We start from the raw sequence: 19,712 nt of genomic DNA on the forward strand, positions 1-19,712 counted from the left end.
AATCATCACCTGGTATAGATGAGCAGATTAATCAACCCGCCCTAGGGGGTTTATTGACTCTACAAGGCAGCGGCGGGGGTGGGAATAGTCACGACCTCATCGCCGGACAAACCAAAGGCATCATGAATCGCCTGGACGGCTTTGATGCCATCTTTTTCATCGACTACACAACTGATTTTAATTTCGGAAGTGGCAATCATGGAGATGTTGATATTTTCGGCGGCGAGGGCTTCAAACATACGGGCGGCGACTCCGGGGTGATCGACCATTCCAGCCCCTACGGCGCTAACTTTAGCGATCGCTGAATTCAGGGTAACTTCTCCATAACCCCATTTAGCGATCGCCTTTTTAATCACGAGTTTAGCCTCTTCTGCATCACCTTGAGCGACAGTAAAAGCAATATCACGGGTGAGAATATCATTAACCTGGTGACAGCGCTGCGATTGGATAATCATATCAACGCTAATATTGTGATGTGCCAGCAGAGTAAACAACTCGGCAGCCATTCCGGGGCGATCGGGAACATGGCGGATCGCCAAACGGGCTTGGTTACGGTCTAGGGCGACCCCTCGCACTGGCGGAAGATGAGGTCGATCAACAGTTGGAATATTTTTGGTGTTACGGGTTAGCACATCAAAGGTTTGACAGAGGGCAGCCACCGCCCGATCGCACTCATTGGCATCAATCACACAACTAACCTTAACCTCGGAGGTGGAAATCATCTGAATATTAATTCCGGCTTCCGCCAAAGTGCGGAACATTTGGGAAGCGACTTTGGGGCGACCAATCATCCCGGCCCCAACAATGCTAACTTTAGCAATAGGGCTATCATAGCCTCGCACTTCCGGTTCTCCAATTTCGGGGTCATTGTTGCGTCCCAAAGTTGGTAAAATTGCGTCAGCTACAGCGATCGCCCGTTTATAGCAGTTATGAGTGACGGTAAAGGTAATATCATTAATATTCGCCTCATGGATCGACTGAATAATCAAATCCACATTCAGCTTCTGGAGGGCAATTCCCCCGAATAAACGGGCTGCAATTCCGGGGCGATCGGGAATACGCAATAAGGAAACCGCCGCCTGATCGCGATCGAATTCTACCCCATCCACAGGTCGCACCAGTTCCAACCCTTCCACAGGTCGCACCTCTGGTGGTGGGGAAGTCACCCGTGTACCAGGATCATCAGTCCAACTCGATCGCACTACTAAAGGAATCCCATAATTTCGGGCAATTTCCACGGCCCGGGGATGGAGAACTTTTGCCCCCAAACTAGCAAGTTCCAGCATTTCATCACAGGTTATTTCATCCATCAACTGTGCTTTAGGAACAATGCGGGGGTCTGTAGTTAAAATTCCAGGTACATCGGTATAAATTTCGCATCGATCGGCTTGTAATGCTGCGGCTAAAGCGACTGCAGAAGTATCCGACCCTCCTCGTCCTAGGGTGGTAATTTCCAATTCTTCGCGATCGCTAATTCCCTGGAAACCGGCCACTACTACCACCTTGCCTTCTTTTAGGTGACGAGTTAGACGTTCAGTTTGGATATTTAAAATCCGGGCGCGGCTATGTTCAGCCTCTGTGACAATTCCCACCTGCGCCCCGGTCATGGAAATGGCTGGTTGTCCCATTTCCTGTAGTGCCATACTCATTAAAGCGATCGTCACCTGTTCGCCAGTAGATAACAACATATCCATTTCCCGGCGAGAGGGATGGCTAGAAATTTCCTGGGCTAGTTTCACCAAACCATCAGTAGTTTTTCCCATAGCCGAAACCACCACCACCACTGAATGGTCTTGGGCTGTTTGCGCCACCCGACGGGCTACCGTTTGAATGCGATCTACTGACCCAACAGAAGTACCACCATATTTTTGAACAATCAGCATAGTAATTCCACCATAAGGAAACTCAACAATAGGTTACACCCAGGATTGTACGCGGTTGCCCATGTTCACCAGACCGAGGGCGCGACATCCCCCATATTGTATCGGAAAGATTCGGGAAAAATTGCCGGCTTTTCTGATACCGTTTAACTTAATAGGTTTCTTATGATCGGTTTGTAGTCGGGTGCGATCGCCCCTCCACCCATGATTCCTGCTACCCGCTATTTTGGGATTTTTGGTCTGTTACTGTCTAGTGTGATCTCGATTTTGATTATGGTTTCAATAGCCTTACAACCTCATCTCCTTAGCGATCCTTTTTTACAGCTACCCACAGAAAACTCAGTCCGGGTCGTGTGGTTTACCGAGTTTTCTGGTTCTGATCATCAGGTGAGTTATGGGGTAGACCTCCAACAAAATGCGATCGCCACCACCTCCCAACTAACTCGCACTCGGGAAGACCAAAATTCCTGGGTAGGGGTCCAAACCCCAAACAACCGCATCTACACCCAACCTATTTCCAGACCCATTTGGCGACACGAAGCCACTATTACAGACCTAACCCCAGGCCAACGGGTTCCCTATCAAGTTCACAGTACCACAGACAACGGCATCCCCATCAGTAGCCAAGTGTTCAGCCTAGCTGGCTTACCCCAACCCGGGACACCTTTAAAAATCCTCCTCACCTCCGACCACCAACTTAAACCCATGACCGCCGCCAATCTCAATATAGGTGCAAGAACAGTCGATATTGATGCTGTTTTTATGGCTGGTGATTTAGTCAATATTCCCGATCGCGCTTCCGAATGGTTCGACGATAATCGCGGCGGGGCCTTTTTCCCCTGTCTGCAAGGTCGCGCCCATTATCAACTCGAAAAAAATGGTGTTACCACTACTTATAAAGGCGGCGCTTTAATTCAAAATGTACCCTTATTCCCCGCTATTGGAAATCATGAAATCATGGGGGCTTTTTCCGAAACCGACAGCTTAAACAACCAGTTTAATAATAGTTACCCTCAATTTGCCGCCCAACAGCTTTATCAACAAAATTCTGCCACCATCAACCCCAATAATGACCCCGACATAGCACAACAATGGATCCAAGACCATAGCTTCAACTTAGATACCTATAAACAAATATTTACTCTCCCCAATTCTCCTCAAAATTATTATGCTACTACCTTTGGAGATGTCCGGTTAGTAGTTTTATTGGCGACTAATGTTTGGCGAGTTGATAGGTTAGACTCCCACGCTAGAGGACGTTATCGAGAAAGAGACGCAGACTTTGACCGTCCGGAAAATTGGGGCTATGGACAACATTTGTTTGAACCTATTTCCGCCGGAAGCGAACAATATATATGGTTACAACAGGAACTCAATAGCCCGGAATTTCAACAGGCTAAATATAAAATCGTTATGTTCCATCACCCTCCCCACACTTTAGGGGATAATATAGTTCCCGCCTATACAGACCCTGTGCAAATTAAGACTGTTGATAATAACGGCAAGATTATTATGATTCGCTATGAATATCCCAAACCATCTGATTATTTAATTAGGGATGTTATGCCATTATTAGAAGCCGCCGGAGTGCAACTGGTGTATTACGGACATTCCCACCTGTGGAACCGATTTATAGGACCCACCGGAATTAACTTTTTAGAATCTTCCAATGTCGGAAATAGTTATGGTGCGGCTTGGGGAAATAATCGCCGATTTGTTCCCCCAGCATTTACCGAAGAATATACCCCCCTAGGAGACCCCAACGGACTCCAACCTATCATTCCTAACCTTAGTCCCGTTTCTGATAGAGATGGCGCACCTCAACCCTATATCGCTAGTAATGATATTACAGTTTTTAGTATTTTGGACACGGGGACGGCTACTGTTAGCAGCTATCTCTTTAACACAGAACAGCCTAATAGTCAAGTGATCAAATTTGATGAGTTTTCCCTATTGACCCCCAATAGCTGATCAACCCATATACATCGGCTTTTGAGTTCACTATCAAAAAAATTCCGCCTAGGGGGTTGACAAAATCGATTTACTGCTGATACGATAGTTAATCGTGGGAATAAGCCGGGATAGCTCAGTCGGTAGAGCAGAGGACTGAAAATCCTCGTGTCGGCGGTTCAAGTCCGCCTCCTGGCATTTTTGGAAAAACCTGATCCTGACTGCGATAGCCGGGGAACACTTAACCCGGTAGTCGTACCTAATTACTCAGATATTACTCACAATCTAGTCCTAGCACAGGAAAATAATTCTGTCAATAGGATGATTACTCAGTCAACAAGCACAACTTAGTCAATCTGTCAAATATCCATATCACCCCCCAACCAAACACGCGATAGGTTAACTCCCTTGTGATACCCGTCAAGGGTATCCCTATCGGTTCGTGCCTCACCCTTGACTGCTATCACGTCGGTCGTTTCCCCAAAGAGTGTTTGTTCCGGTTGGGGGGAGGATATGTTTCAAAATCAACCACGACAACAGCAGAAGATAATTCCCCAAGCTATCAATGTACAAAGATATCAGACCGCCTTTCCGTGGACTATACCTATAGGTAAACCTATGTGCGATCGCCTAATCTAAACTATCTCCTACCGGAACCAACCCGATACCCCTAAACAACTTTTCAACTGGTGACAATTACCGAGATGGGAATCGATACCCACATAATCCTCAGCAAGTCTCCAATCTTTGATGGTAATCATCCCGTGTGGAAACCGATACCAACATAATCAGTTCACCCCCAAAATCTTAGCCGTAAGTTGTAGGTAAAGCTATCTGTTAGGGGTAAAGTAGTTCTGGGTATTATGTGGACATTATAGGGTGAGCATTCATATAAACCGTTCTCAGGCCTGTGTTCTCAGGCCTGTGTTGGGAAAATATGCAGACACCCCCATTCATATAAACCGTTCTCAGGCCTGTGTTCTCAGGCCTGTGTTGGGAAAATATGCAGACACCCCCTACAGTCAGAAACCATAGGGGGCAATTTAAGTTATTGGGGTAGCTGTTAGGTGTTATATCAAGTTCGCTTAATCGGTTATAATATCAGTGACCAATGCCAAACTTGCGTTATGCCCAGACGAATTAGTATAGCTCCCCACTTAAGTACCGAAGAACTTGGCCGGGCTGATCACCAAGCCCAAGAGGGCTTGGAAAGTCGCCAATATCAAATTATTTGGTTGTTGGCTAAGGGGAAGACCACGGAGGAAGTCCAAGAAATTACGGGCTACAGTCGCATCTGGATTTATGAATTGGTAAAGAGATACAACCAATTGGGATTAAAAGGGCTGGGTGCGCGCCGAAAAGGAAATCCCGGACATCCACCGTTAATTGATGATGTGACTCAAGCTCAGTTATGGCAAGCCCTGCAAGGAACAGCGCCGGATGGGGGACTGTGGAACGGTCGCCAGGTGGCAGACTGGTTGACAGGAGTAACTGGACGAAAAATTAGCCGACAAAGGGGATGGGAGATTCTGCGACAAATGACATTTCGGCTTCGTGTACCGAGACCGGCTCACATCGAAAGTGACGAAGACGAGCAGCAAGCCTGGAAAAAAAAACTGGTAACGGAGTTAGAGGGACTTCGCCGGAGATACCCTGATGCACAGGTGCAATTGTGGAGCGAAGATGAACACCGTCTGGGACTCAAACCGGTGATGCGACGTATTTATGTAGCGGAAGATTGTCAACCACTCGCCCATATTAATTGGAAATTCGAGTGGTTATGGCTATATGGTTTTGTGAGACCGGAAACGGGAGAGACTTATTGGTGGATTATACCTTACGTCAATACAACTCTATTTAGTCGAGTGTTACAGGAGTTTGCTGCCGAATTTAAATTAGGTCCAAATCAACACATTATGTTAGTGGTTGATCAAGCCGGATGGCATATCAGTAAGAATCTGAAAGTACCCGAAGGACTGCATTTAATGTTTCTACCGTCCCATTCCCCGGAACTACAACCAGCAGAAAGACTGTGGCCTCTGGTAGATGAACCCATTGCCAATCGTTCATTTGAGAATCTTGATCAGCTAGAGGAACTCTTGTGTGCTCGCTGCCGAAGTTTGTGGAAACAGCGCGAATTAATTCGAGGCTTGACCAGTTTTCATTGGTGGCCTCAAACCGAGACTTTACTATAATTGATTATCCGGACTTGATATTAGGTGTTAGGGTTTACGCCAGTTTGGGGTTGCACCGATAAAACATAGCTATAGCAGCCTGTTGAATCTTTTCATTGGTAGTCTGGTCAGATTTTCCGATATAGATATGGTGGTTGATTTTACCGTCCCAGCCCTTTAGGTTCCAGTACGCGAAACCGTTGATAGATGTTTTTTTGCAAGCTGTAAACCTTTTGCCGTTTAACTCAACCGAAAATGACTTGTTTTTTCTCAGGTAGTCAAACCACTCGGGCGTATCTAGTTCTACACAAGTTCCACCGGGGCCCTGTAGGAAATTGCTGAAATTTCCAGTATGTAGGCTGATTACTGGCAATAACTTAGGCATTGAAGTCACCCCCCATAAAGATATCGCTACTGTAACCATTGCCACTAAAGTCGGGCATAAATGATGCTGGCTGAATAACTGTCTCTTGAGACGATACCCACTTTTCTTGTACCGCCATAAAATCAACAGCGGCGTTATGGGCGATTTCGGCTAATTTCACCCTGATATCTTGGTTAGAGTAGGGGATATCTCGTGACATCATTTGGGTGTAAATATCACGTGCTAATTCCGCGATAACCATCAACCTTGCTTGTTCTTCGTTCATGATATGGTTTTATCCTCTTAGTGTGTTGTTTGCCGTAGTTTACCGTCATGGCGGACGGATATTTATTGGACTTTATCCATTAAGTGTTTTGTGTAATTCAGTTCTTTAATCAGCAATTGTCTTTTGAGTTCAGTAATGGTTAATTCTTTTTCGCAATCATCTAGTACAGCCTTTATTTCAATCATTAAGCACAGTAACAACACTTGGTAAACCAGTTATTAAAACACTGTAAATCCACAAGGCTTACCGCCACTTCTACCAATCTCACTAATAATTCCATGGTCTCCGTCCTGAACTTGCACACTAAACTTTTGAGCTGTGACCACATCATCTCTATCGGGTTAAACTCAGGGGAATACACCGGCAGATATTCTACCCTGGCTCCTACTGACTCTATCATTTCTTTGACTTCTTCTCGATGATGAGAATTTCAGTTATCCATTACCACTACATCTCCTTTTTTTAATTTTGGCAATAAATCTAACTTGATGAATTGGAGAAAATCCTCTTTTTTCATTGACCCTTCTAATGTTTGAGTCGCTACCACTCCGGAGAGCTTAATTGCACCAATTATTGTCATTTTTTGACCTCGATAGGATTTCCGCAGTTCATAGACTTTTTTCCCTTTCGTCGCTCTGGCTAACGGTCTGCTCATCCCTACCCATAACCCACTTTCATCAATAAACACAAGCTTTTCAGGAGCCACATCTCTAATTCTTTACCAATAATCTACTCGCGCTTTCTGTACTTCTTCTGTTACTACTTTTTCGCTCCTGTATGTTTTTTTTGAGACTTATATCGTGCTGCTTTAAAAATCTATCTATCATGGTCGTACTGACATTTATGCCCAGCTTGTCTCTGAGCTTATCACTATATTGCCATAAGGTCAGGTCGGGGTGGGCTTCTACAATATCTATCACGGCTTCCTCATGCTTAGATCAAATGCTTTTCTTTTTAGTGCCACACTTACGAGGAGATAAGTCTCCCGTTAATCGATACTGTTTGACCAGTCGCCTTACCGTGTCTGGACTCACCAAAAAGCGTTTCGCTACTTTTCGGATAGAAGTGTCTCCTTTTTCATAGGCTTCTACTATCTTTTTCCGAAAATCTAAAGAGTAACGGCTCATGGTAGTTGGTTGTGATAACTTATACAATAGCCATACATTATACTGTACTTTGTGTTTTGTGTTTTGTGTAAAGGCTGTAACTTAAATTGCCCCCTATGGTTTCTGACTGTAGGGGGTGTCTGCATATTTTTTTACTCTCATTATGAGAACTCATTATGAGAATTAGATTATATGAATGCTCACCCTATAATGTCCACATAATACCCAGAACTACTTTACCCCTAACAGATAGCTTTACCTACAACTTACGGCTAAGGTTTTGGGGGTGAACTGATTATGTTGGTATCGGTTTCCGCACGGGATGATTACCATCAAAGATTGGAGACTTGCTGAGGATTATGTGGGTATCGATTCCCATCTCGGTAATTGTCACCAGTTGAAAAGTTGTTTAGGGGTATCGGGTTGGAGTCGGTAGATGATAGCCCATAGTTTCCCCTCACCGAGGATTATGAATCAGACCCATAGATAACCGGATAGGCGATCGCACATAGGCTTACCTATAGGTCTAGTCCACGGAAAGGCGGTCTGATATCTTTGTACATTGATAGCTTGGGGAATTATAGCATTAGTCAAGGTGGTTAGGACGCAGCTTTGAGAACGGAATCCATGGCATCATGGAGAGAATCAAACTGCTCAATGCAGTGGCGAATGCGGGCTTTCAGCCACGACCAACATTTCTCTATCTTGTTGAGGTCTGGCGAATAAGGTGGTAGATAGAGTAAACGGCATTGAGCTGCCTCCACCAGTTCAGCAATCCGCCCCCCTTTATGAAACGTTGCATTGTCCAATACTAGAGTCTGACCTGGCTTCAATGTTGGAATTAAGATGAACTCCAACCACAACTCAAACACTGTCCGATTACAACAACCCTCAAAGCTAAAGGGAGCTAAGAGTTGTTGATGACACCATGCGGCTATCATACTTACCCTGCCCTGCCTCTTCCCTGATTTGAGTGCATGGAAGCGTTTTCCTTCCTCGCAGTAACCATAAGGGTAATCCGAGTCCTGACTATTCATGCCGGCTTCATCGAGGTAGACCACTTCTTCCGGCTCCATCTGTTCAATCTGAGCCATAAACTCCTCTCGCTGTTGCTTCCAACGTTCTTGGTAGCCGTAAGTTTTTTTTTCTGGTGAAGCCAATTTTCTTCAAGGCTCTGGATATGGTGCGAGGAGAGATGTCGTCATCCCAAAGTTCAGCCATTTGAGCGGAGGTTTTGTCGCCATGCTCTTGGGCAAAAGCCTTGAATTTTTGCCAGTCGGTAATTTTGTGGTTATTGCCAGGTCGGTGATGAGGTTTAGGGAGGAAGTCTCCGGTCTGTGCTTTTCTTTGCAGCCAGAGATTAATGGTGTTCCTGCTGACATGGAAAACTTGACTGGCTTCTGTTTTGGGCATACCGTCTAGTTCAATGGCATCAATAACTTTTTGTCTGAGGTCGTAACTATAGGAGGCTGGCATTTTTGGTCTTCTTAGTCATCTCGTCCTCTCCATTATACGTCCTAAGTTTTCTGTCTTGTGCTATAACTGGAGAGTCACTCCTTTGGGACATTCCCCTTTAAAGTCTTGATAGGCTTTCAAGAATCTAGCGTAACTCTCATCGTATAGCATTAGTCAAGGTGGTTAGGACGCAGCTTTGAGAACGGAATCCATGGCATCATGGAGAGAATCAAACTGCTCAATACAATGGCGAATGCGGGCTTTCAACCACGACCAACATTTTTCTCTATCTTGTTGAGGTCTGGCGAATAAGGTGGTAGATAGAGTAAACGGCATTGAGCCGCCTCCACTAGCTCAGGAATCCGTCCCCCTTTATGAAACGTTGCATTGTCTAGCACTAGAGTCTGACCTGGCTTCAGTGTTGGAATTAAGATGAACTCCAACCACAACTCAAACACTGTCCGATTACAACAACCCTCAAAGCTAAAGGGGGCTAAGAGTTGTTGATGACACCATGCCGCAATCATGCTCACCCTGCCCTGCCTCTTCCCGGATTTGAGGACATGGAAGCGTTGTCCTTGCTCACAGTAACCATAAGGATAATCCGAGTCTTGACTATTGATGCCAGCTTCATCGAGGTAAACCAACCCTTCCGGCTCCATCTGTTCAATCTGAGCAATAAACTCCTCTCGCTGTTGCTCATCACGTTCTTGGTAGCCGTAAGTTTTTTTTCTGGTGAAGCCAATTTTCTTCAAGGCTCTGGATATGGTGCGAGGAGAGATGTCGTCATCCCAAAGTTCAGCCATTTGAGCTGCTGTTTTGTCGCTATGCTCTTGGGCAAAAGCTTTGAATTTATGCCAGTCGGTAATTTTGTGGTTATTGCCAGGTGGGTGATTAGGTTTAGGGAGGAAGTCTCCGGTCTGTGCTTTTTTTGGCAGCCAGAGATTAATGGTGTTCCGGCTGACATGGAAAACTTGACTGGCTTCTGTTTTGGGCATACCGTCTAGTTCAATTGCATCAATAACTTTTTGTCTGAGGTCGTAACTATAGGGGGCTGGCATTTTTGGTCTTCTTAGTCATCTCGTCCTCTCCATTATACGTCCTAACTTTCCTGTCTGGTGCTATAGTTGCCCTTCCCCCCTACAGTAGGGGTATTAGTAGCGTTACTCATTTTTTACTCACTTGTTACTCTGCTACGGTTTTGAGTAACACCTAAGTAACGGTAGAATAGGGGTTATAAGCTATGTATAGCATTAGTCAAGGTGGTTAGGACGCAGCTTTGAGAACGGAATCCATGGCATCATGGAGAGAATCAAACTGCTCAATGCAGTGGCGAATACGGGCTTTCAGCCACGACCAACATTTCTCTATCTTGTTGAGGTCTGGCGAATAAGGTGGTAGATAGAGTAAACGGCATTGAGCTGCCTCCACCAGTTCAGCAATCCGCCCCCCTTTATGAAACGTTGCATTGTCCAATACTAGAGTCTGACCTGGCTTCAATGTTGGAATTAAGATGAACTCCAACCACAACTCAAACACTGTCCGATTACAACAACCCTCAAAGCTAAAGGGAGCTAAGAGTTATTGATGACACCATGCGGCTATCATACTTACCCTGCCCTGCCTCTTCCCTGATTTGAGTGCATGGAAGCGTTTTCCTTCCTCGCAGTAACCATAAGGGTAATCCGAGTCCTGACTATTCATGCCGGCTTCATCGAGGTAGACCACTTCTTCCGGCTCCATCTGTTCAATCTGAGCCATAAACTCCTCTCGCTGTTGCTTCCAACGTTCTTGGTAGCCGTAAGTTTTTTTTCTGGTGAAGCCAATTTTCTTCAAGGCTCTGGATATGGTGCGAGGAGAGATGTCGTCATCCCAAAGTTCAGCCATTTGAGCGGAGGTTTTGTGGCCATGCTCTTGGGCAAAAGCCTTGAATTTTTGCCAGTCGGTAATTTTGTGGTTATTGCCAGGTCGGTGATGAGGTTTAGGGAGGAAGTCTCCGGTCTGTGCTTTTCTTTGCAGCCAGAGATTAATGGTGTTCCTGCTGACATGGAAAACTTGACTGGCTTCTGTTTTGGGCATACCGTCTAGTTCAATGGCATCAATAACTTTTTGTCTGAGGTCGTAACTATAGGGGGCTGGCATTTTGGGTCTTCTTAGTCATCTCGTCCTCTCCATTATACGTCCTAAGTGTTCTGTCTTGTGCTATATCAGGTTCAAGTCCCACCGCCCCCACTATCATCAAACCCTTATCCGCACTGCGATCGCAATGCAACACAGGATAAGGGGTTTCCATATATGGACACAACTTGATAATATGGAGACAACTGGACTCGAAGCACTTCCCCGCATCGTTAACCAAGTTAATCAGCAGATGGGCGTGGGTGCGAGTTTTGTCTGAACCGGGATATTTGACATCGTGGTGCAGCCCCACCAACGCCTGATGGTCGCCCAAACCCAACTCGTCAAGAACCCGATTGCACAGGAGCGACCATTGACTTCGACTCAAGTTATGGTGTTGCATAATAGAAAATGATATTCTCAAATAAATCAAGATGGATTGTCCTTATTGCCAAAGCCATAAAGTAGTCAAAAATGGTCATCGTCAGGGAAAACAGAGTTACCTGTGCCGTGAATGTGGTCGCCAATTTCGAGAAAATCCCTGTCCTGGAGGTTACAGTTCTGATGTCAAAGAGCTTTGTGTGAAAATGTCCCTCAATGGCATGGGATTTCGAGCCATTGAGAGAGTCACTGGTATTTCTCACAACACAATACTTAACTGGGTTAGAGTTGCAGAAACCCACATTGATGAGGAAAACTATGAAATTCCTGAAATAGCTCAAATTGATGAGCCTCAGACTTTTGTGGGTTCAAAAAAAAACCATCTGGGTCTGGACAGTTGTGAATACCAAACTGCCTGGAATTCTGAAGTTTGTCATAGGCGACCGCTCATTGCTGACTTTTACCACATTATGGCAAATGATTCAGGGCTGGGCTGGTTTTCCATATATTACGGACGGATACAAAGTTTATCCTTGCTTAATTGAGGATTGCAATCATCTAGTCAGCAAAACGGCTATGACAAGAGTAGAAGGAGAAAACTGCCGTCTGAGGCACTATTTAGCCAGGCTACATCGCAAAACTTTGTGTGATTCCAAGTCCACTGAGATGTTGTACAAATCAATTCGCTTACTTATCTATTATTTGAAGCATGGACAACTTTCTCGGTTCTCTTAATCATTCCTCACTGTGCAATATCGTCTTCCTTCGCAAACTTTGTGCTTTAGTTGGTGATCGCCATCTCTGTAACAGCCTGGATTGTTTGAAAACCTCGGAGGGACAAGCGGCGCTGTTTTGGTGGGAACAAAATCAACATCAGCTTGAAGCGATCGCCAGTTCCTCAGATCGGGTCAATTTGGAACCAGGAAGCTCAACAGAACGACAAACTAAAGAACGGATGTGCGAGACGTTTAGGAGTTAAATAAGGTTGCAATGCCCGAAATAGCCTCCTAGTGGGACTTCCACCCCTTGGTGGAATATAAGGGATTCACATCCCTGACCATCCCATAACTGTTTATATGTCCCGACGCTTGGAGAAATCTGAGCAAGGCAGGGGACTCAAGGTCATAAACAAACTGAGAAATCAGGGAGTAGAGAGTAAAGGCGATAGCCACCCCCAGTTTCAGGAATCACAACCCTGGGATTGAAGCGGGGAACGGAAGGCGTGAAGTAGAACCTACTACCAAATGCGACCACTGCCAACCATCCATGATTAGGGAAAACCGAATGTCCGGCTTGAACCATCGTAATTAGTTAGTAGCAAAATAGGTTGATATGCTGCACTCAAAAGAGTAAGGGGAAAAGTAGGAGGTTATCTTTACTACCTACACAGACCTTTAAAAGTACCCCGGTGGAGAGGACAAATCTAAAGATGGAATGCCCATATAAACGGAACGTTGTAACCCCTTTTAGGCTCTGATTATCTGGTCGAGATAGTTAGTAGTGATAAGTGTAAGCGTAAGCCTATTAGGGGGTGAGATGTGACCAGAAGCCAACGCCCAACTGTAATGGTAGGGATATGCTAACGGGTCACGGTTTGATTGTAAAGAATAGAGTCTAGTAGGAGTTACTATGGCGAATGCGAGTTTAAAGAAAGGTTTTGAGAAATCAAAGCCAATCAAGACGTGCGTTTGTATGGAAACAAATTCCTTGGGCGAAAGTTCAGAGAAAAGTTTTCAAGCTCCAAAAGAGAATATATCAAGCAGCTAAATCGGGACACGACGCAAAGGCACGAAGGTTGCAACGTCTATTGGTGAAATCATATTATGCCCGACTCTTAGCAGTGCGGCGAGTGACTCAAGATAATCGAGGCAGGAAAACAGCCGGTGTCGATGGAATGAGAGCAAGCTCACCAAGGCAAAGGTTTGAAATTGTTGAGAACATCAAAGGAAATCTCAAAGCAAAACCACTGCGACGGGTGTGGATTCCAAAACCTGGAAGGGATGAAAAACGCCCTCTGGGAATACCCACCATCCAAGATAGAGCAAGGCAAGCCTTGGTTAAATCGGCTCTCGAACCTGAATGGGAATCGAGATTTGAAGACACTAGCTATGGATTCAGACCTGGAAGGTCTGCCCATGATGCAATATCCAGAATCTTTCAAAGTATAAACAAAGGAGGTTATTATATACTGGATGCAGATATAGCGAAATGTTTTGACCGAATAAACCATGAATACATACTGTCCAAAATTCATTGTCCAAACAGCCTGAAGAGAGACCTGAAATCATGGCTCAAAGCGGGTGTCTTGGATAACGGTATATTTGAGGATACAGAAGCAGGGACACCCCAAGGAGGGGTTATAAGTCCACTCCTAGCCAACATCGCACTGGATGGGATGGCTAGGTTAATTGAAACAATGTATCCAAAAGTAAAAGGGGTTAAAATTAAAGCCACCGGAATAAGATATGCCGATGATTTTGTAGTGATATCACCATCACTAGAGATTATTGAACAGTGCAAGACTGCTATTTCTGAATGGTTAAAACCTATTGGGTTAGAGATTAAACCGGAAAAAACTCGAATTTGTCATACACTCAATCCCATTGAATATGATGGAAAACTTGAAGAACCCGGATTTGATTTTCTAGGATTCAATATTAGGCAATATCCTGCTGGAAAATATAAGACTGGAAAAACTGGTGGAGCAGCAAGCCGACCAATCGGTCACAAAACTCACATCAAACCCAGCAACAAAGCAGTAAAAGCCCACACAGAAGTGATTAAGGATGCAATAAAACATCTTAAAACTGCACCCCAATCAGCCCTGATTAGCGAACTAAATCCAATCATAAGGGGATGGTCAAACTACTACTCAGGGGTCGTCTCAACAAAGACCTTCAAAAAGCAAGACTATATAGTCTGGCAAATGTTACGGGCATGGACAGTTTCAAGATGCGGAAAGGCAAACTACGAAAAGCTAAATAACTACTTCCGCAAAGGAACGGTTAAACTTAGCAACGGGAAAGAAAGACATGAATCTTGGTTATTCAAGACTAAGGATGGATTACATCTATGGAAACATAATTGGACTCCAATTGTCAGACATACCATAATACGCCCTGACGCAACACCATACGACGGAAATTGGACTTACTGGGCAACCAGGAAAGGACAAGCAATTGATACGCCGACAAGAGTAGCTAAACTACTTAAAAAGCAAAAAGGCAAATGCGCCTGGTGTAGGCAATACTTTACCCCATCAGACTTAGTTGAAGTAGACCACATTATACCTAGAAACCACGGTGGAAAGGATGAATATAAGAATCTTCAACTACTGCACCGCCACTGTCACGATGATAAGACGGCACTAGACAACGCCAACGCTGTATCCTTAACAATGGAACAATCAGACTAGGAGCCGTGTGAGGTGAAAGTCTCAAGCACGGTTTTGCATGGGAGGGGGTAGAGGCGACTCTACTCTCGACCCCTACTCATTAAACATCCCATCAGCGCTCAACAGCAAACCATTCAAACTCCAGACAACAGAGAAATCGCCTTTCCCCAATGGGTTCAACAGGAACAAAACCCCCAAAACGTATTTAATTGGTTGTGGCGTATGATGCCGGAACTAAGACGACAACAGGATTCGGACGCTCTACTCGACCCTCAACACTACATTTTACCCGACTGTCCGATTCATAGCTATCGTGCCACAGTCTCAGCGATCGCCGGAGCGGTAGACTTTGATGAACGGGGGATTGTCACTCAATACCCTTACTTGCTGCTGTTTACCTTTTCCCCGATTCAGGACTTTATCAAAGCTTCCCGCAAATTTCTAGACTTTTGGGCAGGGTCATACTTGCTACACTATCTAAGCGCTCAACTCTGTTGGTTCGTGGCTGAAACCTACGGTGTAGATGCGGTGATTACCCCCTCGCTTTGGGGACAAGAAATCATCGACGCACTCTTACTCAAAACCTATCCAATTTTTAGAGAAAGCTTTCAAGAACTCAGCCCCGATGGAACAGACCCCCTGACTCGTTTTAATGAGCGTTTGAGTACCACCCTAGCAACCGCAGGCTTTCCCAATACGATAACCATCTTAGTTGGAAGCTCCGAAACCGCACAACAACTCGGAGAAACTTTGTGTGAAAAATTGCGGTCTGAATGGAGTGCGATCGCCCAAAATATTAGAGAAGGAATCCCCGATCATCCCATACCCGAACTTAGACAAGGAATTCGCGATCGCACCATCGCATTTCTGCAAAACCCCCAAAATCATAAGCGGATTGAGAAGATCTTAGAAGAATTTTCCCAGTCGGGAGGTCACGACGAACAAAACCGACATGATCTCGAAAACTGGAAGCGGAAAAGCTGCTGGGAATGGCGGGGATTATGGAATGCTCAAATTGACCAAACTTGGCAACCCTACTGGACGGCTGTTCCGTTGGGTGATCCGAATACTTCTCTAATGATTGAGAAAAATGATGACGATCAATTGAGCGAAGACTGGATCAAAAAACAAGAAAAAGTGGCTCAAACTCGCGTGATCAATCCCCCTCCCACAACGGCGGAAAAAATGCTCTACACAACCCTCAATAATGGGACTTGGTGGGGGTCAATTCAATCTCGATGCGGTCAAGCCATTCAAGCCATTAAAAATACTAGAACTTGGGCAATTCCCATTTCTCCGGGTGTTCGTTCTACATTATCGGGACAACTGAGCGCCCTACATCCTCAATTTCGATATTCTGGAAACTTCCGGGAAGGATACGGTTTACCTATTGAATCAATGCGATTATTTTGGCGATTAATAGCAGAAGTTTATCCAGGATTATTTGACGGCTCGGAAATGCTGAACGCTCTAGAATTAACGAAGCGCATGGCTTGGGTTTATGGTGGTGTGGGTGAGTCTTTAGGAATTGATTTTAGCAATTTAGAAAATGAAAAAATAGACTATAGCCAATTAATTCGCTTTCCCAATCTCAGTTCTATTGCTTCAGCCCGATTTGCTTACCAAGATTTGCAACAAGATCAAAATCACGGTAAACTCAGTCAATATTGGCAGAAATTACAAATTAATATCAAACAACAATTTGGGAAAACCAGTCAAGAATATCAGGATTTTCTGGCTCAAACTCGGGGTCGTCCTTTCCACATCCCTAAAACCGATATTTGTATTAATCGCCAAAATTTACCGGGGCGATACTATAACGGCGTGATGTTTTCTAGCAAATGGCTTGCCGAAGATATGGGATTAGAAAAAGAACAGAGACCCGAGTTGCGAAAGATTGTAGACCTAACTCACTCCGAATGTGGCTTTGGCGACAGTAGCCCGGCGGATTGGTGGGTAATCGTCTTGGGGGATGGGGACGGTATGGGACAATATGTTTCCGGTAAAAAACTCCATTCTTACCAACAATATTTAACAGAAACTCACCCCGAAATCTTCATCGATCGCGATCGCTATCCCGACCTAGATGAAAACCAGTATGAGCAGAAAAAACGGCAGTTCATTAAAGCCTTTAGAGATGATAAACATTCCCTGCTGAAAACCCGTAAGCGCATGGGACCCGCCACTCATGTTGGTCTAAACCGCGCCCTGCTAGACTTCTCTAACCGTTTAGTTCCCTTTATTACCGAAAAGCGGTTTTGTGGTCGCGTGGTCTACAGTGGCGGAGATGATGTGATGACGGTACTCCCTTTAGAAGATTTACCCGATTATCTGCTCTCTCTGAGAGCCGCTTGGTGTGGGGGCGACGACCCCTATCAACCCCAAGCGGGCGATCCAGACTTGAAATTTCAATCCCAAGGCGGCTACTGGCGACCCACTTCGGATACAAATGATTTTCAAGGCTTACCAGACCGATCGCTGTTTACGATGGGATTCGGGGCAACGATGAGTCTGGGTATCGTGATCGTCGATAAAAGTGTTCCCCTCCCAGTCGCCCTGGAAGCCCTTTGGGAAGCAGAATCCGACCGGGCTAAAGAATTATCCGGTGGTCTACTGATGTCCATCGATCTGTTGCGGGGACTGACGGAATGGCGATCGCTATCTTTGATGCGATTTGTCCTGTCTGAAATTTTCCGTTTATCGAGTGTTCCCAACAAAAACGGCCTATGTTTTCGAGTTCTCTACAGTTCAGGAAACACCCTAGAAGCTCTGATCAAAGGAGAATTATACGCCGGTTGGCGAGATTGGATCACCACTGAACATCATCAAGCCTTGAGTTCTCTACTCTATCGCCTCGCCGAAGAACTCCCCCGCCATGCGGATTTGACCCCATCTTCTTACTTAATTGCTCAAGCCGCCAGAGCGATCGCCTTACGCCGAGACGACAAAGACTTGGTTCAAGAAAATATCGACAAACTGTTGCTCTGGCTCAGATATTGGGAAGATTGGGCGCGATCAGTCCATGTTCAATGGTTAATCGACCGGGAGAAAAACCCCGATACTCCCAAACCAATTGGAATTGACCTTAAGGACTTAAGTAATATTCTGCGTTTTTCGGCGTTTTGGCTCGATAAAATGCAGCAACGCCAACAATGGCACAGACAGGATCAGGAGGCTTAGATGGATTGGTATAAGATTGACCCCCTAGATGTTCTACTATTTCGGGAAGCCAAGCCCTTCAGTCCAGGGGAAGGCGCACGGGCTAAAGGACAGTTTCCGCCTATGCCCAGTGTAGTCTTTCAGGCTTTGCGAACGGCAACCCCTACCGCCCAACCCCATCCCGAATTTTTGGGGGTATTTTTATTAGATGGAGACAATACCCTTTGGTTGCCAACTCCCAAAGATTTGATCGGGGTGAAGCGGCGAACAAAAGATGATTTGCCCAACGAAAGAACAGAAAGTTGGCGGCGACTCACGCGGTTGGTGCCTTGTGAAACTCTGGAGTCGTGGGAGTCAGTCTGTTATTCCCAAGAGAGTTTACCGCCAATGGTTCCGCCTGAACTCAACGGTGAGGAATATGTTTCGGGTTCACCCAAACCCTGGATGAAAGCTTCTGCTTTATCTGCCTACTTGTGTGGAAATTCGCATTTTGCTGCTGATAATTTTACCGATAACCCCTGGGATATTCAGGTTCTCCCCCATACTCACATCGAAGACGGCACCCGACAGGTTCAGGATGAGGAGGGCTTTTTTACTGAAGTCGCAACACGCCTCAAACCGGGGTGGAGTTTGGTTGCGAGGGTGCAGTTGCTAGGGTTGCCGGATGAACCTTTTGTGGTACGCTTGGGTGGGGAAGGACATCGCGCTATTGTTTCCAAGCTGAAAGCTACTAAAAATGATACTGACGGGTTAGACTGCCTGAATTTACTGTGGAAGCAAGCATTACCGGATGTTCTCGAACCGGGACTGTTTGCCTACCTCCTCACCCCTGGACTTGCAGAAACGGCAGAACAGGTCTATGGTCTTTATCCCCAGGCTTGGCGGGACTGCTTATTGGGGTGTGTGGGCGATCGCCAATTGTGGTGGGGCGGAGTTGCCAAAAAAAATCGCCGCAAGGTTCGCACAAAAAACGGGTTAGAAGAATTAGAAGAAAAATCCTTTGCCTTGCAACCCCAATATGCTTTTGCTCCGCCTGGAACAGTGTATTTATTCAATTCTAAATCTATTCAATTGACCCGTTTACAATCAACTTTCCGTCATTTGCTCCCAATCACTCAAGATAAACCTTGGTGGGAAACCTTTCGCAAACTCAATTATGGAAAATTACTTTGGGGACGACGATGAATAACAGCTATCTTGTTTATTTGTACCTTTTATCACCTTTGCATACTGGAGGAACTTCCCAGGAAGGAAATGTTGTCGGTATTGCTCGGGAAACTCATACAGATTTGCCCTATTTGCCTTCTAGTACCATACGCGGAGGGTGGCGAGCCAGTGTCGGGCTGAAAGATTATATTGGTTGGCAGACGTTAAACGAGGAAAAACCGGAAGTTTGTATTACTTGAACCAACCGCAAACCCTGTTTAAAGACCAAGAAACTAGCG

At 45.4% G+C, this 19,712-nt stretch carries 16 protein-coding genes, 1 tRNA gene and 2 pseudogenes; 10 read left to right on the forward strand and 9 right to left on the reverse strand.

Annotation, left to right across the window (positions count from 1 at the left end; all coding sequences use genetic code 11):
* Positions 1 to 59 precede the first annotated feature (59 nt).
* Positions 60 to 1,883, reverse strand: a complete 1,824-nt coding sequence (locus HFV01_RS17530) for an aspartate kinase (RefSeq protein WP_006620471.1) — start codon at positions 1,881 to 1,883, stop codon at positions 60 to 62.
* Between the two features lie 201 nt (positions 1,884 to 2,084).
* Between HFV01_RS17530 and HFV01_RS17535 the strand changes: the two genes are divergently transcribed.
* The 4 genes from HFV01_RS17535 (at position 2,085) to HFV01_RS17545 (ending at position 6,025) form a co-directional block, all read left to right on the forward strand.
* Positions 2,085 to 3,851, forward strand: a complete 1,767-nt coding sequence (locus HFV01_RS17535; RefSeq protein ID WP_006620472.1) for a purple acid phosphatase family protein — start codon at positions 2,085 to 2,087, stop codon at positions 3,849 to 3,851.
* A 104-nt stretch (positions 3,852 to 3,955) separates the two neighbouring features.
* Positions 3,956 to 4,028: transfer RNA gene (locus tag HFV01_RS17540), tRNA-Phe, on the forward strand.
* Between the two features lie 315 nt (positions 4,029 to 4,343).
* Entirely contained in the window at positions 4,344 to 4,469 is a 126-nt protein-coding gene (locus HFV01_RS30885; RefSeq protein WP_006620473.1) for a hypothetical protein, read from the forward strand.
* Between the two features lie 488 nt (positions 4,470 to 4,957).
* Positions 4,958 to 6,025, forward strand: a complete 1,068-nt coding sequence (locus tag HFV01_RS17545) for an IS630-like element ISAtsp4 family transposase (RefSeq protein WP_006668373.1) — start codon at positions 4,958 to 4,960, stop codon at positions 6,023 to 6,025.
* A 34-nt stretch (positions 6,026 to 6,059) separates the two neighbouring features.
* Here HFV01_RS17545 and HFV01_RS17550 read toward each other — a convergent pair whose 3' ends face one another.
* The 7 genes and pseudogenes from HFV01_RS17550 to HFV01_RS17580 form a co-directional block, all read right to left on the reverse strand.
* Positions 6,060 to 6,389, reverse strand: coding sequence for a hypothetical protein (locus HFV01_RS17550; protein ID WP_006669906.1), 330 nt, complete (start codon positions 6,387 to 6,389; stop codon positions 6,060 to 6,062).
* Positions 6,382 to 6,654 (reverse strand): hypothetical protein, encoded by a 273-nt coding sequence (locus HFV01_RS17555; protein ID WP_006669907.1) that lies wholly within the window; start codon positions 6,652 to 6,654, stop codon positions 6,382 to 6,384. Before HFV01_RS17555 ends, HFV01_RS17550 begins: the two co-directional genes overlap by 8 nt.
* 184 nt (positions 6,655 to 6,838) lie before the next feature.
* Positions 6,839 to 7,781 (reverse strand): annotated as a pseudogene (locus HFV01_RS17560) (IS630-like element ISAtsp7 family transposase).
* Positions 7,782 to 8,359: 578 nt separating this feature from the next.
* Positions 8,360 to 9,236, reverse strand: a protein-coding gene (locus tag HFV01_RS17565) for an IS630-like element ISAtsp1 family transposase (protein WP_150105351.1) whose coding sequence is annotated in 2 segments (ribosomal slippage) — positions 8,360 to 8,905 and positions 8,907 to 9,236 — 876 coding nt in all. Because the reading frame shifts where the segments join, the coding sequence is not laid out codon by codon here.
* 162 nt (positions 9,237 to 9,398) lie between these two features.
* Positions 9,399 to 10,276, reverse strand: a protein-coding gene (locus tag HFV01_RS17570; protein WP_193520248.1) for an IS630 family transposase whose coding sequence is annotated in 2 segments (ribosomal slippage) — positions 9,399 to 9,491 and positions 9,494 to 10,276 — 876 coding nt in all. Because the reading frame shifts where the segments join, the coding sequence is not laid out codon by codon here.
* 205 nt (positions 10,277 to 10,481) lie between these two features.
* Positions 10,482 to 11,357 (reverse strand): annotated as a pseudogene (locus tag HFV01_RS17575) (IS630 family transposase).
* Positions 11,341 to 11,766: a relaxase/mobilization nuclease domain-containing protein gene (locus HFV01_RS17580; RefSeq protein WP_318285785.1), complete on the reverse strand. Its 426-nt coding sequence runs from the start codon at positions 11,764 to 11,766 to the stop codon at positions 11,341 to 11,343. The pseudogene HFV01_RS17575 and the gene HFV01_RS17580 overlap by 17 nt, the downstream one beginning before the upstream one ends.
* 1 nt (position 11,767) lies before the next feature.
* On the opposite strand from HFV01_RS17580, the gene HFV01_RS17585 reads away from it, so the two are divergent.
* Positions 11,768 to 12,449 (forward strand): IS1-like element ISAtsp6 family transposase gene (locus tag HFV01_RS17585; RefSeq protein WP_108614977.1). Its coding sequence is split into 2 segments (ribosomal slippage): positions 11,768 to 12,085 and positions 12,087 to 12,449, totalling 681 coding nucleotides; the frame shifts between segments, so codons are not numbered across the junction.
* On the forward strand, positions 12,424 to 12,693 hold the full coding sequence (locus tag HFV01_RS17590; protein ID WP_193520249.1) for a hypothetical protein: 270 nt from the start codon (positions 12,424 to 12,426) through the stop codon (positions 12,691 to 12,693). Before HFV01_RS17585 ends, HFV01_RS17590 begins: the two co-directional genes overlap by 26 nt.
* 143 nt (positions 12,694 to 12,836) lie before the next feature.
* On the opposite strand, the gene HFV01_RS17595 is transcribed toward HFV01_RS17590, so the two are convergent.
* A complete protein-coding gene (locus tag HFV01_RS17595) occupies positions 12,837 to 13,016 on the reverse strand; it encodes a hypothetical protein (RefSeq protein ID WP_193521333.1) in 180 nt (59 codons plus the stop codon).
* A gap of 355 nt (positions 13,017 to 13,371) precedes the next feature.
* Here HFV01_RS17595 and ltrA point away from each other — a divergent pair, with 355 nt between their 5' ends.
* From ltrA to HFV01_RS17615, 4 genes are all read left to right on the forward strand, one after another.
* A complete protein-coding gene (gene ltrA / locus HFV01_RS17600) occupies positions 13,372 to 15,129 on the forward strand; it encodes a group II intron reverse transcriptase/maturase (RefSeq protein WP_108614978.1) in 1,758 nt (585 codons plus the stop codon).
* Between the two features lie 201 nt (positions 15,130 to 15,330).
* Entirely contained in the window at positions 15,331 to 18,288 is a 2,958-nt protein-coding gene (locus tag HFV01_RS17605) for a type III-B CRISPR-associated protein Cas10/Cmr2 (RefSeq protein WP_235677588.1), read from the forward strand.
* Positions 18,289 to 19,452 carry a type III-B CRISPR module-associated Cmr3 family protein gene (locus tag HFV01_RS17610; RefSeq protein WP_008049613.1) on the forward strand — a complete coding sequence of 388 codons (1,164 nt, stop codon included), beginning with the start codon at positions 18,289 to 18,291 and terminating at the stop codon, positions 19,450 to 19,452. It abuts the gene before it with no gap.
* Complete coding sequence (locus HFV01_RS17615; protein WP_006669913.1) at positions 19,449 to 19,673, forward strand: RAMP superfamily CRISPR-associated protein; 225 nt, start codon at positions 19,449 to 19,451, stop codon at positions 19,671 to 19,673. The genes HFV01_RS17610 and HFV01_RS17615 overlap by 4 nt, the downstream gene beginning before the upstream one ends.
* Positions 19,674 to 19,712 lie beyond the last annotated feature (39 nt).

The sequence above is a fragment of the Limnospira fusiformis SAG 85.79 genome (assembly GCF_012516315.1).
GTDB lineage: Bacteria > Cyanobacteriota > Cyanobacteriia > Cyanobacteriales > Microcoleaceae > Limnospira > Limnospira fusiformis.